Below are 22,647 nucleotides of genomic sequence, written 5' to 3' on the forward strand. Positions count from 1 at the left end.
CCCGCCTTTTCAGGCCATCGCGGCCTTCAGTTCCCCGGCAAGCATCTGAAACTCCTTGGCCCTGGGGCTGTTGGCGCGCCACACCAGCGCAATCTCGCGAAAGGCGCGGTCGGCCCCCAGCGGTCGCGCAACGACGCTGGTGCCCTGAAGCAGGCCCGCGTCGATCGCCATTTCCGGAAGCAGTGTCACGCCAAGATCGTTGTCCACCATCTGCACCAGCGTATGCAGCGAGGTGCCCAGCATCTGCGCCTCCGCCCTGAGTTCCGGCCTGTTGCAGGCGGAAAGGGCGTGGTCCTTCAGGCAATGTCCGTCTTCCAGCATCAACAGGCGATCCGGCTCGATCGCTTCGGCCGGAATGCTTGCGCCGAGACCATCCGCGTGGTTTCCCGGCACGGCGACGAAAAGTCTGTCCTGAAACAGGACGCTGCTGTCCACATCGCCACAGGCATAGGGCAGCGCCAGAAGCACGCAGTCCAGATTGCCGCGCGAAAGCGATTCGCAGGCCTGGGGGCTGGTCTCCTCGCGCAGATAGAGTTTCAGGTCCGGCCATTTCGCCCGCATCGGCGGCAACACCTTAGGCAGCAGGAAGGGTGCGATGGTGGGGATGACGCCCAGCCTCAATTCGCCCGACAGCGGCTTGCCCGCCGCCCGCGCCATGTCCGACAGTTCCTCCGCCTCGCGGATGACCCGCCTCGCCTTGGAAGCGATCCTTTCGCCCAGCGGCGTGAAACGCACGACCCGCCTCGTGCGTTCGACCAGAACCACGCCCAGCAGGCCCTCAAGTTCCCTGAGGCCCGCCGACAGCGTGGATTGCGTCACAAAAGTCGCATCCGCCGCCCGTCCGAAATGGCCATGGTCGTGCAAGGCGACGAGATATTGAAGCTGCTTGAGGGTGGGGAGAATCATTCATCGCTCCAATCGATCAATGTACACGGAATAATTTATTTGATCACTTGAAGCCAGTCCGTCATAAGCGGCTGCGAAACTTATTCCATCGATGGAAACCAAGGGAGAAATGACTGTGCTGACTGTTGGCGATAAATTTCCGGCGATTACCGTTCCTGTGCAGCAGGGCGTCAGCGCGCTTCCTGCCGGCGAGACACTGAATCTGGGCGATACCGGCGGCAAGTGGAAGATCGTGTTCTACTGGCCGAAGGACTTCACCTTCATCTGCCCGACCGAGATCATCGGCTATGGCGATCTGAAGAGCGACTTCGCCGACCGTGATGCGGTGCTGATCGGCGCTTCCACCGACACCGATTTCGTCCACTTCGCATGGCGCAAGTCGGACGAGCGGCTCGCCAACTGCGATTTCCCCTGGATCGCCGACAACAAGAAGGAACTCGCCGACGCGCTTGGCATCATCGCCAAGGACGCAGGCGTCGCCTATCGCGCCACCTTCATCGTCGATCCGCACAATGTGATCCAGCATGTGACGGTGAACGGTCTCGACCAGGGCCGCAACCCTCAGGAAACGCTTCGCGTGCTCGATGCGCTTCAGTCGGACGAACTGTGCCCCTGCAACTGGCAGCAGGGCGAGGAAGTTCTGAAGCCCGCGGCCTGATCCCCCCTCAGGCCCTGTGGCTCTCGCGAGGGCGTGGGGAGACCAGTCTCCCCACGCCCTTTTTCATGCGGAACGGAGGACAATCATGTCTTTGAAGGAATTTGCCGACACGCTGCCTGACTATGCCAAGGACATCAGGCTCAACATCAGCTCGCTGCTCAACGACCAGATGCTTGGCGACCAGCGCAAATACGGGCTGCTGCTCGCCTGCGCCCATGGAACCGGCTATCAGCCGATCGTGCAGGCCACCGAGCGGGAGGTGGAGGAAAAGCTTTCGGACGCGGCCAAGAACGCGGCGCGCGCCGCGGCGGCGGTGATGGCGATGAACAATGTCTATTACCGCTTCGTGCATCTCGCCTCCAATCAGGAATATGCGAAAATGCCCGCCAAGCTCCGCATGAACGTGATCGGATCGCCGGGCATCGACAAGGCGGATTTCGAGCTGTTCAGCCTCGCGGTCTCGGCAATGAACGGCTGCGGCGCGTGCATCGACAGCCACGAAAAGGTGCTGCGCGACCATAATGTGAACGCCGACATCATCCAGACGGCGGCCCGGGTCGGCGCGGTGATGGCGGCCGTCGCCAAGGTGCATGCGACCGCAGTTTAGGTGCGGTCTTCGGGCCGTTCCTCCCCTTGCCGGGGGAGAATGGCCCGCCCCCAGGGTCAGGACCCATTAATCGCATGAGCCGTGGTGGCCCGATGCGGGATGAAATGCGAGGAGAACGGCGCATTGCGGGGCTTGTTCCCCGGAAAAGCCGTTCGACGAAGCAGGTCGCCCGCAGCGGACCACCGCAAGGCGGCTTGGCCCAAAAGCGCCGCCACGGCGTCGATCGTTCGTCACATAGCGCCACTATGCTCCTCACTCCCTTCTGGTCGTGGCGCTTTTCGCCTCAAGCCACGGCCATGCGCTTAATGAGTCCTGACCCTAGCGCTTTCCAACCCCAGACATTAGATTGGCGACTGATACCAAGGGGCAAGCGCCATGTTCGATCGACTGGTGGAATATCTTGATTCTGTGAAGGCTCGCGATCCCGCGCCGCGATCCCGGTGGGAAATCCTGCTTTATCCGGGGGTTCATGCGCTTGCGCTTCACCGCGTCGCTCACTGGCTTTTCCGGGGCGAGCTGTATTTCCTGGCCCGTATGGTGAACCACTTCTCCCGGTTTCTGACCGCCATCGACATTCACCCCGGTGTAAAGATAGGTCGCAACTTCTTCATCGACCACGGATTTACCGTCATCGGCGAAACCGCCGAGATCGGCGACAATGTGACGATCTATCAGTGCGTGACGCTGGGCGGCACCAGCCCCGACAACGGCGTCGCCGGCAAGCGGCATCCGACCATCGAGGATGGCGTCATCATAGGATCGGGCGCGCAGGTGCTGGGGCCTATCACGGTCGCCGAGCGGGCGCGGATCGGGGCGAATGCGGTCGTCACGCGCGATGTGCCGGAAGGTGCTGTGATGACGGGCATCCCGGCGCGGCCGACGCTGGTGGATGCGGAGAACTATTCTAAGCCGTTCGTGCCCTATGGCACCCCGTGCAGCGAAATGTTCGACCCACAGACCCAGCGGCTTGAACTGCTGAAATGCGAAGTCGAGCAACTGCGCACCAAGCTGGCCGCGCTGATCGACGAGAAGAACGGCGGGAAATCCACCGGCGGGAACAAGGAACGCAGCCGCGCCTGATGGATAACGTCCATCCCCTCCCGCGACGTGCGCTGCAGATTGCGTTTGACCGGCTGGAGATGAACCGGATTCTCGATCTTTACGGACGCATGGTGGCGGCGGGCCACTGGCGCGACTATGCGATCGACCTTGGCGCCGATGCGGCCGTGTTCAGCGCCTTCCGCCGCGCAGCCGAGCGCCCCGAAATCCGCATCGAAAAGCGCCCCCAACTCCGTCATCGCCAGGGCATGTGGGCGCTGGTCGGGGAAGCGGGAATCACCCTGAAGCGGGGACATGATCTCGCAAATGTGCTGGCCCCGCTGGAGCGGCGGCTGCTGAAGCTGGTGCAGGCCTGACCGGCTAACTGCGGCCTAATGGCCTTCGAACACCAGAAGCGTCTCGACCGGCACCTCCTGCGCGCGCAGCCGATCCGTCCCGCCAAGGTCCGGCAGATCGACAAGGAAGCAGGCGGCGGAAACCTTTGCGCCCGCCATGCGGATCAGGTTGACGGTCGCCGTCGCGGTGCCGCCCGTCGCGATCAGATCGTCGATGATGAGAACGCGGTCGTCGGGGCCGAGCACGTCATTGTGGATCTCCAGCCGGTCCACCCCATATTCCAGTTCATAATCGATGCCGATCACAGCACCCGGCAGCTTCTTCGATTTGCGCACCGGCACGAAGCCAAGGCCAAGCTGATGGGCGATGCCGGCTCCGAATATGAAGCCGCGCGCCTCTATTCCGGCGACCAGCGTCGGCTGATAAGGCGCGGACGCCGTCGCCATCCGATCGATCGCGGTGCGCAGGCCCCAGCCATTGTGGATCAGCGTGGTGATGTCGCGGAACTGGATGCCGGGTTTCGGAAAATCGGGGATCGTGCGGACCAGCGCAAGAAGATCGGCGTTGTCCTGCATCATTTCAGCACCCGTCCGGCGACAACCGCAAGGCGCGCGACCGTATCTTCCGGCCAGACGCTGCGATCGGTGATGACCGCATGATCCAGCGCGGTGCGGCACCCGCTCGCGCAAGCCGTCGCGCGGCCGCCAAGGCGCTCGGCCACCGCGACGACAAGCGACTGGGAGTTGGCGACATTCCTGTGGAGCACTTCCAGAACCTGCGCGACATCCACCGCCTCATGCTCGCCGTGCCAGGCGTCGAAATCGGTCACCATCGCAACCGTCTGGTAGCAAAGCTCCGCCTCCCGCGCGAGCGCCGCCTCGGGCATTGCGGTCATGCCGATCACATCCAGCCCCGCGGCGCGATAGAGCAGCGATTCGGCCCGGCTGGAGAATTGCGGTCCTTCCATCACCAGATAGCTGCCGCCCCGGCGGTGCGAGAGGCCAAGCGCCTTCAGCGCGTCTTCCGTGACATCGGCCAGGCTCCCGCAACTGGGCTGCGCCAGCGACACATGGGCGACGACGCCATCGCCGAAAAAGCTGTTGGTCCGCCGCCGCGTGCGATCCACATATTGATCGACGAGCACGAAAGTGCCGGGCGGCAATTCCTCACGGAACGATCCGCACGCGGAGATGGAGAGCACATCGGTGCAGCCGACCATCTTCAGCGCCGCGATGTTGGCGCGATAGTTCAGCTCCGTCGGGGTCAGCCTGTGCCCACGGCCATGGCGGGGAAGAAAGGCGACGGGCGTATCCCCGATCCGCCCCAGCAGAAGCGAGTCCGAAGGCTTGCCCCAGGGCGTCTCGATCTCGACAAGCTCGGCATCTTCGACCGCGGCCATCTGATACAGACCGCTTCCCCCGACGATGCCAAGTCTCATTCGCCACGCCCCCAAATGAATGAGGCCGGACTTTCGCCCGGCCTCTTTAACTAATCAACGGCCTTTTTCAGTGGCCTTTCCTGCCCCGCCAGATGTTCTGGTACGACAGATAGGCCAGAGCCGTCGCGATGATGAGGAAGATCACCACGGCGATGCCGGTGCGATGACGGTTCTCCATCTTGGGTTCGGCCGTCCAGACGAGGAACGCGGCGACGTCCTTCGCCATCTGATCCACCGATGCCTCAGTGCCGTCGGCATAGGTCACCTGCCCGTCGCTGAGCGGCGGAGCCATGGCGAGGTTCAGGTTCGGGAAATAGGGGTTGTAATGCAGCCCCGTGCCCGGACGCTTGTCCTCCGGCAGGTTGGCCGGCGGGTTCTGATAGCCGGTGAGCAGCGAGTAGACATAGGCCGGGCCGTCATGGCGCGCCTTCGTCATCAGTGACAGGTCGGGCGGAAGCGCGTTGTTGTTCGCAGCACGCGCTGCGATCTCGTTCGCATAGGGCGACGGGAAGCGATCCGACGGCAGGCCCGGACGGGTCGCGGCCTCACCCGTGTTCGGATCGAGCGAAGGAACGGTGAAGGTCTTCGCGAGCGCCTTCACTTCCGGCTCGCTGAAGCCGATGTCCTGAAGGCTGCGGATCGCAACCAGCTCCATGCTGTGGCAGGCCGAGCAGACTTCCTTGTAGACCTGGAAGCCGCGCTGGAGCTGCTGGCGGTCGAACTTCCCGAACGGGCCGTCCGAAGCCAGGTGAAGCTCCTTCGGGTGCTTGTGGAAGAGATGTGTGGCGTCTTCAGGCGAGGCCTCGCGCGGCATCAGCGCCGCGATGACGAGGGCCACGACGAAGACGATGCCGGCGAGTGCGCCGATCAAGCGGACCATTGTTTCAATCCCCCCTTATTCGGCTGCGCTTGCGCTGGCAGCGCCGATGGGTGCCGCTTCCCGCCTCTCACCGTGCAGCACCGATTCCGAAATCGAGTTCGGCAGCGGCAACGGCTTTTCGATCCTGGCGATCAACGGCAGGATGATGAGGAAGTGCGCGAAATAATAAGCGGAAGCAAACTGGCTGATCCGCACATAGGGCTCTTCCGCCGGCGCGCCGCCGCAATAGCCCAGGATCAGGACGTCGATGACGAGAAGCCAGAAGAACTGCTTGAACAGCGGACGATAGCTTCCCGAACGCACCGGCGACTTGTCCAGCCACGGCAGGAAGAAGAGCAGAAGGATCGCGGCGAACATCGCAAGCACGCCCCACAGCTTCGCCGGGATCCAGAGGAAATCCACGGTGAAGGCGCGCAGGATCGCGTAGAACGGCCAGAAATACCATTCAGGCACGATGTGCGCGGGCGTGGAGAGCGGGTTCGCCTTGATGTAGTTGTCCGCGTGGCCGAGGAAGTTCGGCGCGAAGAACACCATCAGCGCCAGCGCGATCAGGAACACGCCCAGCCCGAAGCCGTCCTTGGCGGTGTAATAGGGGTGGAACGGAAGCGTGTCCTGCGGCCCCTTCACCTCAACGCCGGTCGGGTTGGACGAGCCCGGAATATGCAGCGCCCAGATGTGGAGGATGACCACGCCCGCAATCACGAACGGCAGCAGGAAGTGCAGGGAAAAGAAGCGGTTGAGCGCCGCATTGTCCACCGCAAAGCCGCCGAGCAGCCAGCTGACGATCGCATCGCCCACGACCGGAATGGCCGAGAACAGGTTGGTGATGACGGTCGCGCCCCAGAAGCTCATCTGCCCCCAGGGAAGCACATAGCCCATGAAGGCGGTGGCCATCATCAGCAGGAAGATGACGAGGCCAAGCATCCACACCACCTCGCGCGGCGGCTTGTAGGAACCGTAGTAAAGGCCGCGGAAGATGTGGATGTAGACGACGATGAAGAAGAAGCTCGCGCCGTTCGCATGGGCATAGCGCAGGAGCCAGCCCGAATTGACGTTGCGCATGATGTGCTCGACCGAATCGAACGCCACCGCCGTATTGGCGGCATAGTGCATGGCGAGCACGATGCCGGTGACGATCTGCAGCACCAGCGCGAACCCGGCGAGCACGCCGAAATTCCAGAAATAGTTCAGGTTGCGCGGCACGGGATAGCCCGCGCCGACAGCGTTGTAGACGAGACGGGGAAGCGGCAGGCGCTGGTCGATCCAGCGCATCAACGGGTGCTTCGGCTCGTAATGTTCAGCCCAGGGGAAGCTCATTGTTCTATACCTCAGCCAATCTGGACGACTGTGTCGGACTTGAACGCATACTCCGGAACCTCGAGGTTCGTCGGCGCGGGGCCTTTACGGATGCGCGCGGCGGTGTCGTAGTGCGATCCGTGGCACGGGCAGAAATAGCCGCCGTAATCGCCCTTGTTCTCGCCTTCTGCCGCGCCCAGCGGAACGCAGCCCAGATGGGTGCAGACGCCAAGCGTGATCAGCCAGTTGGCCTTGCCTTCCGCCGTGCGGTCGGCAAGCGACGCCGGATCCCGCAGTTCGCTTAGCGGCACCTTGTTGGCTTCCGCCTGTTCGGCGGCGGTCAGGTTGCGGATGAACACCGGCTTGCCGCGCCAGCTCGCCTTGATGGCCTGGCCCGGCTGGATCGCCGAGACGTCGACCTCGATCGAAGCGAGCGCCAGCACGTCGGCCGACGGGTTCATCTGGTTGACGAGCGGTATCACGGCTGTCGCCGCGCCAACGCCGGCGAAAGAAACCGCGGCGATGTTGATGAAATCGCGACGACGGACACCGGTTTCGGCGTGCGTGTCGGCAGTCGACTGTTCGGTCGTGGCCATTCCCATTCCCTGCGTGACCCGGTGTAGCGGTAAACCCCGCGCAACCCGCAATACCGGATTACCCCCCGGCGTTGCGCCGCCTGATAGCCGCGAGAGGCACAAAATGCCAACAGCATATTTCTGCTTCTTGTTGCATGGCCGCCCGCGACCTATGCGATATGGCCATGCGCATCGCCTTGCTGGAGCCGGATATTGCGGGAAATCTGGGCACGATCCTGCGGCTTTCCGCCTGTCTTGGCGTGGCCGTGGACGTGATCGAACCATGCGGTTTTCCCTTTTCCGACAGGAAGTTGAAGCGCGCCGGCATGGATTACGCAGCGCAGGCGGAGGTCCAGCGCCACGCCGATTGGGAGGCGTTCAGCAGGCTGAGGCGCGGCAGGCTGGTGCTGCTGACGACCCGCGCATCGACGCCCTATCATCAGGTGACATATCGGCCGGACGACATTCTCCTGTTGGGCAAGGAAAGCGCCGGAGCGCCGGATCATGTGCATGAAGCCGCCGATCTGAGGGTTCGCATTCCGCTCCAACCCGGCTTCAGGTCGCTGAATGTCGCCGTGGCGGCCGGAATCGTACTTGGCGAAGCATTGAGGCAGACGAAGGGATTTCCGAGTGATTGAACTGGACGAAGAGCAACAGCGCCCACGCGCCTGGTTCGAATCGCTGCGCGACCGGATCTGCGTCGAGTTCGAGCGGATCGAGGATGAGGCGTCCGATACGCCAGGCCGATTCACCTTCACGCCATGGGAGCGGAGCGATCCGGACGGAAGTCCGGGCGGGGGCGGCGTGCAGGGGCTGATGAAGGGCCGCGTCTTCGAAAAGGTGGGAGTCAACGTCTCCACCGTCGCGGGCCGATTCACGCCGGAATTCGCCGCCACCATCCACGGAGCGGGAGACGACCCGCGCTTTTTCGCGACCGGCATCAGCCTGGTGGCGCATATGGCCAATCCGCATGTCCCGGCCGTGCATATGAACACGCGCTTTCTTGCAACGACGAAGCGCTGGTTCGGCGGCGGGGCCGATCTCAACCCGCCAATTCCCTATGATAACGACACGGCCGATTTCCATGCCGCGATGAAGCGGGCCTGCGACGCCCATGACCCGGGTCATTATCCGCAATTCAAGCAATGGGCGGACGATTATTTCTACATCCCTCACCGCCAGGTGCATCGCGGCGTGGGCGGCATCTTCTACGATCATCTGGATGGCAATTTCGAAGCGAATTTCGCGTTCACCCGATCGGTCGGCGAGGCCTTTCTCGACATCTTCCCCCAGCTGGTGCGGCGAAGGATGGACACCCCTTTCAACGACGAGGACAAGCGCCGCCAGCTTGCCTATCGGGGCCGCTATGCCGAGTTCAACCTCGTCTACGACCGGGGCACGCTGTTCGGTCTCAAGACGGGCGGCAATGTCGACGCCATTTTGATGAGCCTGCCGCCGGTCGCGATCTGGGAATAGCCGATGCCGCTGGAGATGCTTCCCCCCGGCATGGTCGCGGCGCTGGTCACCTATCTGGAAATGACCGAGCGTCCGTCCCCGCCCTCACGGCCGGCCATGTCGCCGCTGAAGCTCGCCCGCTGGAGCAAGGCGGAGCCGGAGCGCTATCGGGCGCTCTTCCGGCGCGTGGGCGAGCCATGGCTGTGGTTTTCACGGCTGGTGATGGACGATGACGCGCTGACGGCGATCATTCACCACCCCGATGTCCATGTGCACGCCGTGACCAACCGCTCGGGAGCGGAGCTTGGCCTGCTGGAGCTTGATTTCCGGGAACACGGCGAATGCGAACTGGCGTACTTCGGACTGGTGCCGGAAATGACCGGGCGCGGCCATGGCAAATGGCTGATGCAGCGCGCGCTGTCCCTCGCCTGGACGGATAACATCCGCCGCGTCCATGTCCACACCTGCACGCTCGACCACCCCGCCGCGCTGGACTTCTACCGCGCGCATGGTTTTGCCCCCTATGCGCGCGCGGTGGAAAGCTTTGCCGATCCCCGCGTGGCGGGCATCCTTCCCGAGACGGCCGCGCCCGGACTGCCGCTCATCGGTCAGGTGCGGGCAAGCTCGCGATAGGCGAAACCAAGCGCGACGGTGATCACGAGATTGGCGACGGTTCCAAGCGCCGCGGTCAACACCAGCGTGAAGAGCAGGCCCAGCGACTCGACGCCGATCAAACGGCCCAGCAGCATGAACACGCCGCCCACCGCCGTGCCGAGTGCAAGCTGGAGGAAGAGATAAAGGAAGGTCGCAACCAGGATCAGCGCCAGGATCGGCACTGCGCTTCCCGAAGTGAGGCGGAAGGCGCGGCGCAACGCCTCGAGCGGGGTGAGGCGCTCCAGCAGCAGCGCGGGAAACACCACGGCAAGCCGGGCGAGCGCATAGAGAATGGCCGGGCCTGCGATCACCATCCCGATCACTGCAAGCCGGGTCATCGCCGCCGTGTCGCCGGCCTGCGCCGCGCCGCCCGCGAACAACATCGCGATCAACTGCCCCACGATCAGAAAGGCGCACACCACCGACAGGATCGCGAACTGCACGCCGATGGCGGGCGCAAGGGCGCGCATCGCGCCGTTCAGCGCTTCCCGAACGGTCGGCTTGTGCGGATCGAGCACCATCAGCAGGACCGTGAGCTGACCGATCGTCTGAAACAGCAGCATGACGCCGATCGGCAGCAATATGCCGAGGTCCAGCGATCCCACCGGCCCAGCGGGCATCAGGCGGGCCATGATGACGGAGGGCAGGAAGAAGAACACGCCCCCCACCGGCAGCAGGACCGTCAGATTCTCGCGCAGGCAGGCGGCGGTCCGGTCCCACAGGGCGGAGGGGCGAAGCCGTTGTGTCATTCGCCGGTCATCCTTGGCGTCTGCTGTCGTCGGAATATCGGGCACGACTTCTGTCGAGAAGTTTTACATCATGATCGCCGCAGCAATTCGATTTCCTGCAAAAATCCGGATAATTCAGTGTCTTCATATAAGCCCAATGCGATGGCACGTTTATTGCTGCCTGTTGCTCGTCTGGTCTGCCCGTTTCGTGCGGGGAGGGTCCGGGAAACCGGGCCCTTTTTTTCTACCTCACCCTGATCTCCACGCTACGCGGCAAACCGGCGAGCAGTTCCTCTTCGTCGCGCACGATCACCGTTGCAAGCACCGTATTGCGTTCCGACGACGCGCGCAGGAACCGCGCCACCTCTTCCGCCCGGCGGTCGGCAATGCGCAGATTGGCGTTCCGGCTCCCCGTGGCGAAATCAGGATAGCTGACGAGATCGACCGGAGGGTGATCCATCCGCGTCATCATCCACTGGAGGAGCGACAGGGCGGCCGGATCGGCCTCGGTGCTGCCATTCTCGAACCGCACCGCAAGGCGCGTGCCCGAAGCGGGTATGATCTTCACTGCAAAGCCGGGCTCGGCGAGCGCGAGATCGCGTTCCAGCTCGCGCCATTCGGCAATGGTGCGGTCTGTCCCGGTTGGCCGCAACAGCACTTCGCGGCTGTCGAGGTTCACCTTTATGTCGGCAATGCTGATGCCGGAGCGGCTGGCGATGCGCCGCGCCACCTGCCTGTCGATCGTTTCGGTGCGCTGCGTCGCGGAGGCGCGAAGAACCGGCTCTGCACCGGCCGCGATCACCACCTGTTCGACCGCGACCTCGGCGGGCGCATCGAGCCTCCGGGCGATTTCATCGCGAAGCTTCGCCCCCGCCTCCGGCCGATATTTGTGAACGAAGACGATGCCCTCGACGCGCACCCCTCCATCGCTACCGGGGGTGACGGACAGCGAATTGATTCGCGCGCCCGCGCCCAGCGTGTCGAGCAAGGCGGCCTGCACGGCAAAGCTGCGCTGGCCGTCGCGCGCCAGATCCCGGAGCGTAATGCCGAGCGGTATCGACAGCAGAAGGAAGGTCGAAGCGAGGACGCCCAGCTGCCACAGCGACTGGCGCGGACTGTTCTGACTGCCAAACCCATAGCAGCGGGCGACAATCGCGATGGTGAGGGCGATCGCCAGCAGATTGGTCATGAACAGCCAGGATGCGCCGAGGAAGATCGGCCAGTCGCGAGTCGATAGGCCGAAGCCGACGACCGCCAGCGGCGGCATCAGGGCGGTGGCGATGGCAACGCCGACGAGCGTGTCGGACTTGCGCCGCACCGTGGCATAGCCGCCTGCCGCCGCCGAAAAGACCGCCACCAGCAGGTCCAGCAACGTGGGGCGGGTGCGGGCCATGATCTCGGTCGTGGCCTGGGCAAGCGGCGACAGCGCGACGATGATCGCCGAGAGCCCCACCGCGAGGACCGCGCCTACGGCAATCGTCTTGAGCGAATGCCGGAGCTGGCGCTGGTCGAAGACGGCGAAGGAAAAGCCGAACTCGACGATAGGCCCCATCAGCGGCGACACGAGCATCGCGCCGATGACGACGGCCGGCGACGACTGGAGCAGGCCGAGGATGGCGATCCCGGCCGACGCGATCGTCATCAATATATAGCGGTGCGTGAGGCCACCGGTGTCGCGAACCGCGACAATGACGCCGGCATGGTCGACCGTTTCCACCACCCGGTCGCGCCAGCGCCGCCTGATCAGTCTTATCCAGGCGGGCGCGCGCGCCCAATAGCGCTCAACCCTGGCGTTCCAGGACTGGACCTCCAAATCCCCCGCCCCCCGCATCAGGCGGCTGAGCGCGCAACACCTTTCTCTTCCATCAGCGTATGCAGCTCACCGGCCTCGAACATTTCCATCATGATGTCCGACCCGCCGACGAACTCCCCCTTCACATAGAGCTGGGGAATGGTGGGCCAGTCGGAGAACACCTTGATTCCGTTGCGGATCGCGGCGTCCTGGAGAACGTCCACCGTGTCGTAATCGACGCCCAGGTGATCAAGGATCGCGATGGCGCGGCTGGAAAAGCCGCACTGCGGGAACAGCGGCGTGCCTTTCATGAACAGCAGCACGTCCGAGCTGTCCACCGCTTCCCGAATCCGCTGATGAATGTCGTCCGTCATGTTCCTGTCCTTCAATCTTCGGCCGCAGTGGTCAGCTGAAGCGCGTGCAGCGCCCCGCCCATGCGGCCGCCCAGTGCGCCATAAACCAGCTGGTGCTGCTTGATGCGGGGCAGCCCCCGAAAAGAGGCGCTCACCACGCGGGCGGCATAATGGTCGCCGTCGCCCGCCAGATCGGTGATTTCCACCCGCGCGTCGGGAATCCCCTCGCGGATCAGCCGTTCTATGTCTTCGGCAGCCATCGCCATCGGATCAGCCCCTATTTCGACTCGAGGAGCTGACGGCGCGCCTCCACCGTCTTTTCCTCAAGCGCGCGGCGGACCGCATGGTCGGTGACATCGATCCCGGCCGCCGTCAGATCGCCCACCAGCTTGCGAATCACGTCGTCGTCGCCCGCTTCCTCGAAATCGGCCTGAACCACGGCCTTGGCATAGGCGTCGGCCTCTTCGGGGGTGAGCTTCATCTGTTCTGCAGCCCAGAGCCCCAGCAGACGGTTGCGACGCGCGGCGATGCGAAAAGCGGTTTCCGCGTCATACGCGAACTTATCCTCAAATGCCTTTTCGCGATTGTCGAACGTGGTCATGCTGCCGCCCTTAAGTTGAAACCCGTGGCCCGAGATAAGCACGGCACGCCGCAAGCGCAACGGCAAGGGACGCGAAAAGGGCCGGATTGCCAGCGGGGCGCCGCTCATGTATAGGCTCCGGCCGTCCGCCTCGGCTGCGCGTCAGATTCGACGCCGCGTCCGGGGCGTGCTTATTTTTTGAGCATTTTCGCCGAGACCGGCGCGGGCCGTGTCCGGGTGAGGAGCTGAAGCTGATGTCGCGCCGCCGCCAGATCTATGAAGGCAAAGCCAAGATCCTGTATGAAGGCCCCGAGCCCGGGACGCTGATCCAGTATTTCAAGGACGACGCGACCGCCTTCAACGCACAGAAAAAAGGGACGATTTCCGGCAAGGGCGTGCTCAACAACCGGATTTCGGAGCATATTTTCACGCTGCTCGGCGGCATCGGCGTGCCCACCCACTTCATCCGCCGTCTCAACATGCGCGAGCAGCTTGTCCGGCAGGTGGAGATCATTCCGCTTGAAGTCGTCATCCGCAATGTCGCGGCCGGTTCGCTGTGCAAGCGGCTGGGCGTGGAGGAAGGCTCCGTCCTCCCTCGCACCATCCTTGAATATTATTACAAGGACGACGCCCTGGGCGATCCGCTGGTTACGGACGAGCACATCGCCTGCTTCGGCTGGGCGAGCCAGGAAGAACTGCACGACCTCGCGGACCTGGCGATTCGGATCAACGACTTCCTTTCGGGCCTTTTCGCCGGGATCGGCATAAGGTTGGTCGATTTCAAGCTGGAGTTCGGCCGGGCCTGGGACGGCGAGTTCGCCCGCATCCTGCTGGCCGACGAGATCAGCCCCGACGGCTGCCGCCTGTGGGACATGAAATCGAACGAAAAGCTGGACAAGGACCGCTTCCGCCTGGACCTGGGCGGCGAGGTGGAAGCCTATCAGGAAATCGCGCGGCGGCTGGGTCTCCTGCCCGAAGGCAGCGTTTCAACCGTGCTTGATCTTGAAAAGCATCGGCGGCAGCGCAACGGCGAATAAGGGCAGCTGTGGGGAAGCGCGCCTCAGCGCTGGCGGCTTGCGCCCCAGCCGAACAGCACCCCGAACATGAAGGCGGCGACAAGCGCAACCTGAACATGGTTGCGATAGTCCACCCATCCCCCGAATTCAGGGCCGAACCACATCAGTCCGGCCAGCAGAAGAACCGCGAATGGCGCCATAGTCCCAGTAACTTTCCGTTGCATCCGGCAAGGGGCGCTCCCACACCCCCGCCGTGGTCGTAACCATTGCGCAACAAGGTTAAACAAGCGTCAATAAAACCGGCGCTGCCGCTGCGGCTTCACCCTTGCCCCAGATGAAGCGAACGCCCATAGAGGCCCCAAAATCGAAGGACGGAGACATTCCGGAAATGAAGGCTCGCGTAACCATCACCCTCAAGCCGGGCGTGCTCGACCCGCAGGGCAAGGCCATTGAACACGCGCTGGACAATCTGGGCTTTTCAGGCGTGGAGGCGGCGCGGGCGGGCAAGGTCATCGAGCTTGACCTGGCCGACGGCACCAGCGACGCGGACATCGATGCGATGTGCCGCAAGCTGCTCGCCAACACGGTCATTGAAAACTACCGGATCGAGAGGCTTTAGTCGGGATCATGAAGAGCGCGGTCATAGTCTTTCCGGGTTCCAACTGCGACCGCGACATGGCGGTGGCGCTGCGGGACATCTCCGGCAATGCGCCGGCGATGGTGTGGCACCGCGAGACCGCTTTGCCTGACGGCCTGGACCTGATCGCCCTGCCCGGCGGCTTTTCCTATGGCGATTATCTGCGTTCAGGGGCCATGGCCGCGCGCAGCCCGATCATGCAGGCGGTCGTCGATGCAGCCGACAGGGGCGTGGCCGTGCTTGGCGTCTGCAACGGCTTTCAGGTGCTGACCGAGGCGGGCCTGCTGCCCGGCGCGCTGATGCGCAACGCGGGACTGAACTTCGTCTGCCGCGACGTGGCGCTGACAGTCGGCACCAGCCAGAGCGCATTCACCAGCCGCTATGACGAGGGCGAGACGATCAGGGTTCCCGTCGCCCACCACGATGGCAATTATTTCGCCGATGACGAAACGCTGGACCGGCTGGAGGGGGAAGGCCGCATCGCCTTCCGCTATGCCGAAGACGTCAACGGATCGCGTCGGTCGATCGCAGGCGTGCTGAACGACAGCGGCAATGTGCTTGGCATGATGCCGCACCCCGAGCGCCTGATCGAAGACGCTCAGGGAGGTGACGACGGCCGCAGGCTGTTCGAAGGGCTGATATCCGCATTGAATTAGCAGGAGAGGGGCAATGGCGATAACCGGCGGATGCCTGTGCGGGGCTGTGCGCTACAGTATCGCCGCTTCAAAGCCTCTGGTGACGCGCCAGTGCTGGTGCCGCCTGTGCCAGTATCTGGGGGGCGGCAGTTCCACCGTAAACTCGGGATTTCAAAGCGCCGACTTCACCGTGACGGGTGAATTGGCGCGGCACGAGACCGTCGCCGACAGCGGCAATCCGATGGTTCGCAGCTTTTGCCCCGCATGCGGAACGCCGATGTTCAGCGAAACGCCGGCGCGACCGCACCTGCGCTTCATCCGGGTCGGAACGTTGGATGACACCAGCCTCGCAAAGCCGGAAATGACGATCTGGACGGCGGAAGCGCCCGACTGGGCCTGTATCGATCCCGATGTCCCCAGGTTCGAAAGCCAGCCGCCCCCGCCCGCCGTCAGATCCTGATACTCGCGGTTATTTCGCCAGTTCGGCTTCGATCGCCGAGACGATGCGCGGATCGTCGGGCGCCATGTTTGGGGCGAAGCGCGCGACGACATTGCCGTTCCGGCCGACCAGGAACTTCTCGAAGTTCCAGAGCACTTCCGGTTCCGGCGTCGGCGTTATGCCATAGCCTTTGAGCTTTTCGCGCATGTCCTCGTCGGCCGGAGTCGCCTTGGGCTGCGCCTCGATCAACGCCGAATAGAGCGGGTGGCGACCCTCACCCGTGGCCACCAGCTTTGAAAACATCGGAAAATCGACGCCATAATTGGTGGAGCAAAAGCTCGATATCTCTTCGTTGGTGCCCGGCTCCTGCCCGGCGAAATCATTCGCGGGGAAACCGACGACCACAAGCCCCTGGCCCTTGTAGCGCGAATAAAGCGCCTGCAACGCCTCATATTGCGGCGTGAGCCCGCATTTGGAGGCGACGTTCACGACCAGCAGGACCGACCCTCGATAATCGCCAAGAGAAGCCGGTCGACCGTCGATTGTTTTTAACGGAATGTCCTGAATCACCGACGCCATGGCATTTCTCCTTGCTGTGTCAAACCTTCGTCGAGAAGGGCGTGAAATCGGTCGTCTCGTCATAGACGTCCAGCCCTTCGCGGTGCTTCAACCAACCCACCACCCTGTAGGTTACCGGGGTCAGCAGCACTTCCCAACCCACCTTCAGCGCATATTGGGTGAAAAGGACCGTCACCACCTGCGAGGTCGGCCAGACGCCCAGAAACGCGAGCGGGTAGAAGATCAGGCTATCCACCCCCTGCCCCACCACCGTCGAGCCGATGGTGCGGGTCCACAAATATTTGCCCCTGGTCCAGACCTTCATCCGCGCCAGCACGAAGCTGTTCGCAAGCTCGCCTGCCCAGAAGGCGGCGATCGACGCAAAGACGATGCGCGGCACCTGGCCGAACACCGATTCATAAGCGGCCTGCCCGTCCCATGTCGCGGCGGGCGGCAGCGCGACCACCACCCATGACATCAGCGCCATGAACAGCATCGCCGCAAAGCCCACCCAGACGCAGCGGCGCGCGCGGGCATAGCCGTAGACCTCGGTCAGCACATCGCCCAGCACATAGCCGAGCGGGAAGAACAATATGCCCGCGCCGAACGGCCAGTCGCCTATGCCCGGCAGGTCGATGACCGCGACCTTGCCCGCGCCAAGCACGTTCGACAGCAGAAGGATGGTGACGAAGGCCGCCATTGCGAAATCGAAATAGCGCAACCGCGCGCCCGCGATCTGCCCGGCATCCACAGTGCGAAGCAAATCGCCGTCATTCCCCTTCATGAGTCCTGTTTCCCCCCTTCATCCGCCCGTCAGGATTGCGTGCCGTCCAGGGCAAGCGCCTTTACCTTGACGGTGATCGTCACTTCCTTGCCGACCTGATCGTTCGCCATATTATCAGCCGTGCCGATGCCCCATCTGGTGCGATCTATCACCAGCCGCCCCGCGACATCCGCGTCGCCGCCGCTTATCGCAAGCGTGAAGGGCAAGGTGACGGGCACCGCCCGCCCCCGCATCTTCAACTGCCCGTGCGCGGCATAGCGATTGTTCCCCAGCCTCTCGAACCGGCTCGCGGTGAACAGCGCTTGGGGATGGCTTGCAACGTCGAACCATTCGGCAGAGCGAAGCGTCTCGTCGACGGCCTTCTGCCCGGTGCCGACGGAGCCCAGGTCGATGGCGACGATGGCGCTCGACTGCGAAAGCCGGTCCGGGTCGAAACGTATCCGCGCGACATAGCGGGCAAAGCCGCCTTCGGCCGTCTGTCCGCCGCCGCTGACCGAAAAGCCGATCGCGCTGGACGCGGGCTCGACCTGCCATCGGGTGATCGCGGGGGCGGCTGCGACAAGCAGAACCGCAGTCAGGCCAATCCACCAATGCCGCATGTGCAATTATCCTTTCGGGGCTTCGGCAGCCATATCGCTAACAGCCGTCGTCGCGGCTGCCAACCACGGGCGAGAAAATCAGCAATGCGACGGCGCGAACGGCGCTTCGCCCCCTTCCCTCGCGCACGGGCAGCGGCTAGGAGGCCGGGCATGACCGACATCGCCATCACGCCCGAGATCGTTGCCGAGCACGGCCTCACACCCGATGAATATCAGGTGATCCTCAGCAGCCTGGGGCGCGAGCCGAACCTCACCGAACTCGGCATCTTTTCGGTCATGTGGTCCGAGCATTGCTCCTACAAATCCTCGCGCATCCACCTCGGCAAGCTGCCGACCGAGGCCCCCTGGGTGATCCAGGGCCCCGGCGAGAACGCGGGCGTGATCGATATCGGCGACGGGCAGGCCGCGATCTTTAAGATGGAAAGCCACAACCACCCGAGCTACATCGAGCCGTATCAGGGCGCTGCGACCGGCGTGGGCGGCATTTTGCGCGACGTGTTCACCATGGGCGCGCGACCGGTGGCGAACATGAACGCGCTTCGGTTCGGCCGTCCCGATCATCCGAAAATGCGTCACCTGATCGCGGGCGTCGTTCACGGCATCGGCGGCTATGGCAATTGCGTGGGCGTGCCGACGGTGGGGGGCGAAGTGAACTTCCACCCCGCCTATGACGGCAACATCCTGGTCAATGCGATGACGGTGGGCATCGCCGATACCGACAAGATCTTCTATTCGGCCGCATCGGGCATCGGCAATCCGATCGTCTATGTCGGCTCCAAGACCGGGCGCGACGGCATCCATGGCGCGACCATGGCGTCGGCCGATTTCGGCGAGGATTCGGAAGCAAAGCGGCCAACCGTTCAGGTTGGCGACCCCTTCACCGAAAAACTGCTGATCGAGGCCTGTCTTGAACTGATGGCGTCGGACGCCATCGTCGCCATTCAGGACATGGGGGCGGCGGGCCTGACATCTTCCTCCGTCGAAATGGCGTCCAAGGGCGGGGTCGGAATCGAACTGGACATGGATGCCGTCCCCTGCCGCGAAACCGGCATGACCGCCTATGAGATGATGCTCAGCGAATCGCAGGAGCGGATGCTGATGGTGCTGAAGCCCGGCCGCGAGGCGGAGGCGGAGGCCATCTTCCACAAATGGGAACTGGATTTCGCCGTCATCGGCCGTGTGACCGACACCGGCCATATGGTGCTTCGCCACAAGGGTGAGATCGTCTGCGATATTCCGCTTGGGCCGCTTGCCGACAATGCCCCTAAATATGACCGCCCCCATGTGCCGACGCCGAAGCGCGCGCCGCTTGGTGAGGTGCCAGCAAAAGGCGATGTCGGCGACAATCTGGTGGCGATGATGGGTTCGCCCGATCTCGCCAGCCGCCGCTGGGTGTGGGAGCAGTACGACCATATGGTCGGCGCGGACACCGTCCAGCGTCCCGGTGGGGATGCTGCCGTGGTGCGCGTCCATGACACGAAAAAGGCGCTGGCGATCAGCACCGACTGCACGCCCCGCTATTGCTTTGCCGATCCGGTGGAAGGCGGCAAGCAGGCCATCGCCGAGGCGTGGCGCAACATCACCGCCGTTGGCGCGACGCCGCTTGCGGTCACCAACTGCCTCAACTTCGCCAATCCGCAGCGGCCTGACATCATGGGGCAGTTCGTCGGCTGCCTCGAGGGCATGGGCGCGGCCTGTATCGCGCTGGACTTCCCGATCGTGTCCGGCAACGTCTCGCTCTATAACGAGAGCAAGGCGACGGGCGGCGGATCGGCCATCCTGCCGACGCCCGCGATCGGCGGCGTAGGGCTGCTCGCCGATTACCGGAAAATGGCGACATTGGGCTTCAAGGCCGCCGACGAGACAATCCTCGTCATCGGGGAAACCCGGGGCCATCTCGGCCAGTCGATCTGGCTGCGCGAGATCGCGGGACAGGAGGACGGGCCGCCGCCGCCGGTCGATCTGGCAGGCGAGCGCCGCAACGGCGATTTCGTGCGCAGCCTGATCGCTGACGGAAAGGTGTCGGCGGTGCATGATTGCGCGGACGGCGGCCTGCTTGTCGCGGTCACCGAGATGGCGCTCGCAGGCAATATCGGCGCGATCCTTGAGCCGGACGCCGGCATTCCGCTCCATGCCTGGGCGTTCGGAGAGGATCAGGCGCGCTATGTCGTCACCTCTGCCAATGGCGCGGACATTGCCGAGGCTGCTCGGGCGGCAGGCGTGCCGGTGGCCGTGATCGGACGGACCGGCGGCGACTCCATCGCATTGGCAGGCGCGCGCAGCGTGTCCCTTTCGGCCATTCGGGAGGCGCACGAAAGCTTCTTCCCCGGGCTGATGTCGAGTGAAACCGCGCTGTAATCCGCTCCCCACCGTCATTTCACACCATTACGGACGCTTCGGCAGAAGGAAGCAGGCGGGCGTTCGCTATCCTCGCCGGATGCCGACCCACTTCATGTCAGATGCAGCCGGTCAATCGTACCGCCGCAAAGCGGACGCGGCAGGCTGGCGCGCGCTCGACAATCCGGAAGCGGCGTTCGATTTGCTTCGCCCGTTTTTCCGCGACCGGAGCCGCGAGCATGTCTGCGCCCTGTTCCTGAATGCCGAAGGCCAGCCCTGCGCCATGGGCACATGGGCGGGCGAACAAGGCTTCGTCGACCTGCCGCTGCGACAGGTTTTCGCCTCGGGACTTGCCGCCGATGCAGCGGCGATGATCATTGCGCATAATCATCCGAGCGGCGATCCCACGCCCGGTCCGGAAGATCTGCGGACGACGCGCGATCTTGCGCGAATTGGGGCCATGCTCGGCATCCGCCTTGTCGATCATCTCGTCATCGCCGGTGAAAGACTGACCAGCATGAGGGCTATGCGACTGATCTGATCCAATAAAAACTTGCCCAAACTGATCCGTTTCGGATTAATAACGATCTCGGGGGGCAAGTTGATGGGCGTAGCGGAGATTCAAACGGCGGCGGCCGTCGCCGCCCTGCTGACCCGCGAACTGATTCTCGCCGCCGCCCTCCTCATCGCGATCATCGGGATCGACGACCTGATCGTCGACGCCATCTATTTCACCCGCCGCATCTGGCGCTCGGCCACCATCTACAGACGGCATCCGCGCATCAGCGCGGCGATGCTCGCCCCGCCCAGGCGGCCCGGCGCAATGGCGATCCTCATCCCCGCATGGGATGAAGCGGCCGTCATCAGGGACATGCTGAAAGGCGCGCTGCGGCGGCTCGACCACCCGCAATATCGCATCTTCGTGGGCGTCTATCCGAACGATCCCGACACCATAGCAGCAGTCCGCACGGTGGCCGACCCGCGCGTGATCCCGGTCTTCACCAGCCGCCCCGGCCCGACCACCAAGGCCGATTGCCTCAATCATCTGTGGAATGCCATGACGCGCGAGGAGCGCGCCGGCATTATGTAGCAAATGCACCAGCCTCCTAATCCACATTACAGCCTGTTCGCCCTAATGTGAATCCATGAAACCAGTAGTGCATGGGCTCATTAGCAAACGCGCCGAAGTGGTCGGCAAGATCGAGGCGCTACAGGCGCAGCTTGCGCAGTGCTTGGCCGATCTCGACAGCCTGGACCGGACGATCCGCATATTCGAGCCGGACATTGATTTGACGGACGCGCCGGTCAAGCCGGTTCCACCGGCAAACGCTGCCTTCCGTGGCGAGGTGCAGCGATTCCTTCTCAACACACTCCGCAAGTCCGACGTGGCGCTGACAACGCACGATCTCGCCCGTTCCATCATGGAAGCGCGTGGGTTGAACACAGCCGACAAGGCGCTGCTAAAGCTGATCTCACAACGCACCGGGCATAGCCTTGGTAAACTGCGCTCACAGGGCTTCATTGCCTCACAAAAGGCCAATGCGGGTGGGTTGCTGCGATGGCAGCTTAGCCGAAAGGGACAGGCGGAGGATTGGCATGGCGGGTGGCGGAACGGGAGTGGGAGTTAAAGCGCAGGCCAAAGTCCTGCAATGTTCTGACATGCGGCCGCAACGTCCTTCATGCGACGCGCGGTTGCTTTCACTCCCGGGAAGACTTGACCAGACCCCGCGCAAATGACCATGCAATAGTCCGGATTCACGATCTCATCTGGTTCCGCAAGGTGGGTTTTGCAGTACTCCTGCACAACGGCAGACACGTACCCGGCCGACTCCTCATCGTGTGGATGGGTAGATGAGAAATGAAGCTTTATTGCTCCAATCAGCTTAGCTCCCTTAGGAGCGGTACCACGTAAAATGATCTCTGGTCGCACGCTGACCGTGACGTTGTGATACGTCAATTTCGGCGGGGCGTGTTCACCTAGCCTTGGGTCTGCGCCCTGGAGGTCAATGTCATCGAGCATTTCTGATACGCGCTCAATGGCATCAATATTCGCGTTTATTCTTCGCCCAGTGCCCACTTTATCTGCTGGCATTTGCTCCAAAATCTGGAGTTTTTGCTGCAACGGGGCACTGTCGATGGCACCATTCGCGATGTAAAGGCTGACAGCCTCCGATGCTTCCCGGTGATACATGCCGATGTTAAAATCGGGGTTTGGGTACTTACGCTCCTTTAGCAGCGTCCGCTGGCGCGCAGAGCGCGCCACCATATATTCCGCGAGCTTGTTTACAGTTATCTCGGCTTGGGATAAGCTCACGATTCAACCTC

At 63.4% G+C, this 22,647-nt stretch carries 31 protein-coding genes; 15 read left to right on the forward strand and 16 right to left on the reverse strand.

Features of this window, described 5'->3' with window-relative positions; genetic code table 11:
- Nucleotides 1-9: 9 nt before the first annotated feature.
- Nucleotides 10-906 (reverse strand): hydrogen peroxide-inducible genes activator, encoded by an 897-nt coding sequence (locus BSL82_RS06515; protein WP_072596556.1) that lies wholly within the window; start codon nt 904-906, stop codon nt 10-12.
- A 115-nt stretch (nt 907-1,021) separates the two neighbouring features.
- Between BSL82_RS06515 and BSL82_RS06520 the strand changes: the two genes are divergently transcribed.
- From BSL82_RS06520 to BSL82_RS06535, 4 genes are all read left to right on the forward strand, one after another.
- Nucleotides 1,022-1,564, forward strand: a complete 543-nt coding sequence (locus tag BSL82_RS06520) for a peroxiredoxin (RefSeq protein WP_269466292.1) — start codon at nt 1,022-1,024, stop codon at nt 1,562-1,564.
- Nucleotides 1,565-1,649: 85 nt separating this feature from the next.
- A complete protein-coding gene (gene ahpD, locus BSL82_RS06525; RefSeq protein WP_072596558.1) occupies nt 1,650-2,171 on the forward strand; it encodes an alkylhydroperoxidase, AhpD family in 522 nt (173 codons plus the stop codon).
- Between the two features lie 375 nt (nt 2,172-2,546).
- Nucleotides 2,547-3,251 (forward strand): serine O-acetyltransferase EpsC, encoded by a 705-nt coding sequence (gene epsC / locus BSL82_RS06530; protein ID WP_072596559.1) that lies wholly within the window; start codon nt 2,547-2,549, stop codon nt 3,249-3,251.
- Nucleotides 3,251-3,586 carry a DUF2794 domain-containing protein gene (locus BSL82_RS06535; RefSeq protein ID WP_072596560.1) on the forward strand — a complete coding sequence of 112 codons (336 nt, stop codon included), beginning with the start codon at nt 3,251-3,253 and terminating at the stop codon, nt 3,584-3,586. The genes epsC and BSL82_RS06535 overlap by 1 nt, the downstream gene beginning before the upstream one ends.
- A gap of 15 nt (nt 3,587-3,601) precedes the next feature.
- Here the strand turns inward: BSL82_RS06535 and BSL82_RS06540 are convergent, their stop codons facing one another.
- The 5 genes from BSL82_RS06540 to petA all read right to left on the reverse strand — a co-directional run bounded on the left by BSL82_RS06540 (nt 3,602) and on the right by petA (nt 7,776).
- Nucleotides 3,602-4,141, reverse strand: coding sequence for an adenine phosphoribosyltransferase (locus tag BSL82_RS06540; RefSeq protein ID WP_072596561.1), 540 nt, complete (start codon nt 4,139-4,141; stop codon nt 3,602-3,604).
- Nucleotides 4,141-5,004: an S-methyl-5'-thioadenosine phosphorylase gene (gene mtnP / locus BSL82_RS06545; RefSeq protein ID WP_072596562.1), complete on the reverse strand. Its 864-nt coding sequence runs from the start codon at nt 5,002-5,004 to the stop codon at nt 4,141-4,143. The genes BSL82_RS06540 and mtnP overlap by 1 nt, the downstream gene beginning before the upstream one ends.
- A gap of 67 nt (nt 5,005-5,071) precedes the next feature.
- Nucleotides 5,072-5,884 carry a cytochrome c1 gene (locus BSL82_RS06550; protein ID WP_072596563.1) on the reverse strand — a complete coding sequence of 271 codons (813 nt, stop codon included), beginning with the start codon at nt 5,882-5,884 and terminating at the stop codon, nt 5,072-5,074.
- Between the two features lie 15 nt (nt 5,885-5,899).
- Nucleotides 5,900-7,201 carry a cytochrome b gene (locus BSL82_RS06555; protein WP_072596564.1) on the reverse strand — a complete coding sequence of 434 codons (1,302 nt, stop codon included), beginning with the start codon at nt 7,199-7,201 and terminating at the stop codon, nt 5,900-5,902.
- A gap of 11 nt (nt 7,202-7,212) precedes the next feature.
- A complete protein-coding gene (gene petA, locus BSL82_RS06560; RefSeq protein ID WP_072596565.1) occupies nt 7,213-7,776 on the reverse strand; it encodes a ubiquinol-cytochrome c reductase iron-sulfur subunit in 564 nt (187 codons plus the stop codon).
- A 164-nt stretch (nt 7,777-7,940) separates the two neighbouring features.
- Here petA and BSL82_RS06565 point away from each other — a divergent pair, with 164 nt between their 5' ends.
- The 3 genes from BSL82_RS06565 to BSL82_RS06575 are packed head-to-tail and all read left to right on the forward strand — an operon-like array spanning nt 7,941 to nt 9,843.
- Nucleotides 7,941-8,393 carry a tRNA (cytidine(34)-2'-O)-methyltransferase gene (locus tag BSL82_RS06565; RefSeq protein ID WP_072598639.1) on the forward strand — a complete coding sequence of 151 codons (453 nt, stop codon included), beginning with the start codon at nt 7,941-7,943 and terminating at the stop codon, nt 8,391-8,393.
- Complete coding sequence (gene hemF / locus BSL82_RS06570; RefSeq protein WP_072596566.1) at nt 8,386-9,231, forward strand: oxygen-dependent coproporphyrinogen oxidase; 846 nt, start codon at nt 8,386-8,388, stop codon at nt 9,229-9,231. The genes BSL82_RS06565 and hemF overlap by 8 nt, the downstream gene beginning before the upstream one ends.
- 3 nt (nt 9,232-9,234) lie before the next feature.
- Entirely contained in the window at nt 9,235-9,843 is a 609-nt protein-coding gene (locus BSL82_RS06575) for a GNAT family N-acetyltransferase (protein ID WP_072596567.1), read from the forward strand.
- On the opposite strand, the gene BSL82_RS06580 is transcribed toward BSL82_RS06575, so the two are convergent.
- From BSL82_RS06580 to BSL82_RS06600, 5 genes are all read right to left on the reverse strand, one after another.
- The gene (locus BSL82_RS06580) at nt 9,819-10,613 is read right to left on the reverse strand and encodes a hypothetical protein (RefSeq protein ID WP_158010726.1); all 795 of its coding nucleotides are present in this window, start codon (nt 10,611-10,613) and stop codon (nt 9,819-9,821) included. The two genes, BSL82_RS06575 and BSL82_RS06580, sit on opposite strands and share 25 nt — an antisense overlap.
- A 223-nt stretch (nt 10,614-10,836) precedes the next feature.
- Nucleotides 10,837-12,423, reverse strand: coding sequence for a DUF389 domain-containing protein (locus BSL82_RS06585; protein ID WP_072596569.1), 1,587 nt, complete (start codon nt 12,421-12,423; stop codon nt 10,837-10,839).
- The gene (gene grxD, locus BSL82_RS06590) at nt 12,423-12,758 is read right to left on the reverse strand and encodes a Grx4 family monothiol glutaredoxin (protein WP_072596570.1); all 336 of its coding nucleotides are present in this window, start codon (nt 12,756-12,758) and stop codon (nt 12,423-12,425) included. The genes BSL82_RS06585 and grxD overlap by 1 nt, the downstream gene beginning before the upstream one ends.
- Nucleotides 12,759-12,769: 11 nt before the next feature.
- Nucleotides 12,770-13,003, reverse strand: a complete 234-nt coding sequence (locus BSL82_RS06595) for a BolA family protein (protein ID WP_072596571.1) — start codon at nt 13,001-13,003, stop codon at nt 12,770-12,772.
- A gap of 11 nt (nt 13,004-13,014) precedes the next feature.
- The gene (locus tag BSL82_RS06600; RefSeq protein ID WP_072598640.1) at nt 13,015-13,338 is read right to left on the reverse strand and encodes a DUF1476 domain-containing protein; all 324 of its coding nucleotides are present in this window, start codon (nt 13,336-13,338) and stop codon (nt 13,015-13,017) included.
- Between the two features lie 233 nt (nt 13,339-13,571).
- On the opposite strand from BSL82_RS06600, the gene purC reads away from it, so the two are divergent.
- Nucleotides 13,572-14,354, forward strand: a complete 783-nt coding sequence (gene purC / locus BSL82_RS06605) for a phosphoribosylaminoimidazolesuccinocarboxamide synthase (protein WP_072596572.1) — start codon at nt 13,572-13,574, stop codon at nt 14,352-14,354.
- A 23-nt stretch (nt 14,355-14,377) separates the two neighbouring features.
- On the opposite strand, the gene BSL82_RS20415 is transcribed toward purC, so the two are convergent.
- Nucleotides 14,378-14,533, reverse strand: a complete 156-nt coding sequence (locus BSL82_RS20415; RefSeq protein WP_158010727.1) for a hypothetical protein — start codon at nt 14,531-14,533, stop codon at nt 14,378-14,380.
- Nucleotides 14,534-14,721: 188 nt separating this feature from the next.
- Between BSL82_RS20415 and purS the strand changes: the two genes are divergently transcribed.
- From purS to BSL82_RS06620, 3 genes are read left to right on the forward strand one after another with little or no spacing between them, the layout of a single operon-like run.
- Nucleotides 14,722-14,952, forward strand: coding sequence for a phosphoribosylformylglycinamidine synthase subunit PurS (gene purS, locus BSL82_RS06610; protein ID WP_072596573.1), 231 nt, complete (start codon nt 14,722-14,724; stop codon nt 14,950-14,952).
- 8 nt (nt 14,953-14,960) lie between these two features.
- Entirely contained in the window at nt 14,961-15,626 is a 666-nt protein-coding gene (gene purQ / locus BSL82_RS06615; protein WP_072596574.1) for a phosphoribosylformylglycinamidine synthase subunit PurQ, read from the forward strand.
- A gap of 13 nt (nt 15,627-15,639) precedes the next feature.
- Nucleotides 15,640-16,065, forward strand: coding sequence for a GFA family protein (locus BSL82_RS06620; protein WP_072596575.1), 426 nt, complete (start codon nt 15,640-15,642; stop codon nt 16,063-16,065).
- Nucleotides 16,066-16,074: 9 nt separating this feature from the next.
- Here BSL82_RS06620 and BSL82_RS06625 read toward each other — a convergent pair whose 3' ends face one another.
- From BSL82_RS06625 to BSL82_RS06635, 3 genes are read right to left on the reverse strand one after another with little or no spacing between them, the layout of a single operon-like run.
- A complete protein-coding gene (locus BSL82_RS06625) occupies nt 16,075-16,623 on the reverse strand; it encodes a glutathione peroxidase (RefSeq protein ID WP_072596576.1) in 549 nt (182 codons plus the stop codon).
- Between the two features lie 19 nt (nt 16,624-16,642).
- A complete protein-coding gene (locus tag BSL82_RS06630) occupies nt 16,643-17,386 on the reverse strand; it encodes a queuosine precursor transporter (protein WP_072596577.1) in 744 nt (247 codons plus the stop codon).
- Between the two features lie 29 nt (nt 17,387-17,415).
- A complete protein-coding gene (locus tag BSL82_RS06635; RefSeq protein ID WP_072596578.1) occupies nt 17,416-17,985 on the reverse strand; it encodes a YceI family protein in 570 nt (189 codons plus the stop codon).
- 150 nt (nt 17,986-18,135) lie between these two features.
- On the opposite strand from BSL82_RS06635, the gene purL reads away from it, so the two are divergent.
- From purL to BSL82_RS06655, 4 genes are all read left to right on the forward strand, one after another.
- The gene (purL, locus tag BSL82_RS06640) at nt 18,136-20,343 is read left to right on the forward strand and encodes a phosphoribosylformylglycinamidine synthase subunit PurL (RefSeq protein WP_072596579.1); all 2,208 of its coding nucleotides are present in this window, start codon (nt 18,136-18,138) and stop codon (nt 20,341-20,343) included.
- 94 nt (nt 20,344-20,437) lie between these two features.
- Nucleotides 20,438-20,863, forward strand: a complete 426-nt coding sequence (locus tag BSL82_RS06645; protein ID WP_158010728.1) for a JAB domain-containing protein — start codon at nt 20,438-20,440, stop codon at nt 20,861-20,863.
- A gap of 12 nt (nt 20,864-20,875) precedes the next feature.
- On the forward strand, nt 20,876-21,412 hold the full coding sequence (locus BSL82_RS06650) for a glycosyltransferase (RefSeq protein WP_158010729.1): 537 nt from the start codon (nt 20,876-20,878) through the stop codon (nt 21,410-21,412).
- Between the two features lie 55 nt (nt 21,413-21,467).
- Complete coding sequence (locus BSL82_RS06655) at nt 21,468-21,950, forward strand: hypothetical protein (protein ID WP_158010730.1); 483 nt, start codon at nt 21,468-21,470, stop codon at nt 21,948-21,950.
- Here the strand turns inward: BSL82_RS06655 and BSL82_RS06660 are convergent.
- Complete coding sequence (locus BSL82_RS06660; protein WP_083579079.1) at nt 21,947-22,636, reverse strand: hypothetical protein; 690 nt, start codon at nt 22,634-22,636, stop codon at nt 21,947-21,949. The two genes, BSL82_RS06655 and BSL82_RS06660, sit on opposite strands and share 4 nt — an antisense overlap.
- Between the last annotated feature and the right edge of the window lie 11 nt (nt 22,637-22,647).

It is taken from the genome of Tardibacter chloracetimidivorans (assembly GCF_001890385.1).
GTDB lineage: Bacteria > Pseudomonadota > Alphaproteobacteria > Sphingomonadales > Sphingomonadaceae > Tardibacter > Tardibacter chloracetimidivorans.

Coding starts and splice junctions, on each gene's coding strand:
- purC (WP_072596572.1), top strand. CDS start 13,572: ATGTCGCGCCGCCGCCAGATCTATGAAGGCAAAGCCAAGATCCTGTAT.
- purL (WP_072596579.1), top strand. CDS start 18,136: ATGACCGACATCGCCATCACGCCCGAGATCGTTGCCGAGCACGGCCTC.
- BSL82_RS06600 (WP_072598640.1), bottom strand. CDS start 13,338: ATGACCACGTTCGACAATCGCGAAAAGGCATTTGAGGATAAGTTCGCG.
- BSL82_RS06555 (WP_072596564.1), bottom strand. CDS start 7,201: ATGAGCTTCCCCTGGGCTGAACATTACGAGCCGAAGCACCCGTTGATG.
- purQ (WP_072596574.1), top strand. CDS start 14,961: ATGAAGAGCGCGGTCATAGTCTTTCCGGGTTCCAACTGCGACCGCGAC.
- BSL82_RS06515 (WP_072596556.1), bottom strand. CDS start 906: ATGATTCTCCCCACCCTCAAGCAGCTTCAATATCTCGTCGCCTTGCAC.
- BSL82_RS20415 (WP_158010727.1), bottom strand. CDS start 14,533: ATGGCGCCATTCGCGGTTCTTCTGCTGGCCGGACTGATGTGGTTCGGC.
- ahpD (WP_072596558.1), top strand. CDS start 1,650: ATGTCTTTGAAGGAATTTGCCGACACGCTGCCTGACTATGCCAAGGAC.
- petA (WP_072596565.1), bottom strand. CDS start 7,776: ATGGCCACGACCGAACAGTCGACTGCCGACACGCACGCCGAAACCGGT.
- BSL82_RS06575 (WP_072596567.1), top strand. CDS start 9,235: ATGCCGCTGGAGATGCTTCCCCCCGGCATGGTCGCGGCGCTGGTCACC.
- BSL82_RS06580 (WP_158010726.1), bottom strand. CDS start 10,613: ATGACACAACGGCTTCGCCCCTCCGCCCTGTGGGACCGGACCGCCGCC.
- BSL82_RS06550 (WP_072596563.1), bottom strand. CDS start 5,884: ATGGTCCGCTTGATCGGCGCACTCGCCGGCATCGTCTTCGTCGTGGCC.
- BSL82_RS06585 (WP_072596569.1), bottom strand. CDS start 12,423: ATGCGGGGGGCGGGGGATTTGGAGGTCCAGTCCTGGAACGCCAGGGTT.
- grxD (WP_072596570.1), bottom strand. CDS start 12,758: ATGACGGACGACATTCATCAGCGGATTCGGGAAGCGGTGGACAGCTCG.
- purS (WP_072596573.1), top strand. CDS start 14,722: ATGAAGGCTCGCGTAACCATCACCCTCAAGCCGGGCGTGCTCGACCCG.
- BSL82_RS06620 (WP_072596575.1), top strand. CDS start 15,640: ATGGCGATAACCGGCGGATGCCTGTGCGGGGCTGTGCGCTACAGTATC.
- BSL82_RS06565 (WP_072598639.1), top strand. CDS start 7,941: ATGCGCATCGCCTTGCTGGAGCCGGATATTGCGGGAAATCTGGGCACG.
- BSL82_RS06595 (WP_072596571.1), bottom strand. CDS start 13,003: ATGGCGATGGCTGCCGAAGACATAGAACGGCTGATCCGCGAGGGGATT.
- epsC (WP_072596559.1), top strand. CDS start 2,547: ATGTTCGATCGACTGGTGGAATATCTTGATTCTGTGAAGGCTCGCGAT.
- BSL82_RS06635 (WP_072596578.1), bottom strand. CDS start 17,985: ATGCGGCATTGGTGGATTGGCCTGACTGCGGTTCTGCTTGTCGCAGCC.
- BSL82_RS06540 (WP_072596561.1), bottom strand. CDS start 4,141: ATGCAGGACAACGCCGATCTTCTTGCGCTGGTCCGCACGATCCCCGAT.
- BSL82_RS06630 (WP_072596577.1), bottom strand. CDS start 17,386: ATGAAGGGGAATGACGGCGATTTGCTTCGCACTGTGGATGCCGGGCAG.
- BSL82_RS06655 (WP_158010730.1), top strand. CDS start 21,468: ATGAAACCAGTAGTGCATGGGCTCATTAGCAAACGCGCCGAAGTGGTC.
- BSL82_RS06645 (WP_158010728.1), top strand. CDS start 20,438: ATGTCAGATGCAGCCGGTCAATCGTACCGCCGCAAAGCGGACGCGGCA.
- BSL82_RS06625 (WP_072596576.1), bottom strand. CDS start 16,623: ATGGCGTCGGTGATTCAGGACATTCCGTTAAAAACAATCGACGGTCGA.
- BSL82_RS06535 (WP_072596560.1), top strand. CDS start 3,251: ATGGATAACGTCCATCCCCTCCCGCGACGTGCGCTGCAGATTGCGTTT.
- mtnP (WP_072596562.1), bottom strand. CDS start 5,004: ATGAGACTTGGCATCGTCGGGGGAAGCGGTCTGTATCAGATGGCCGCG.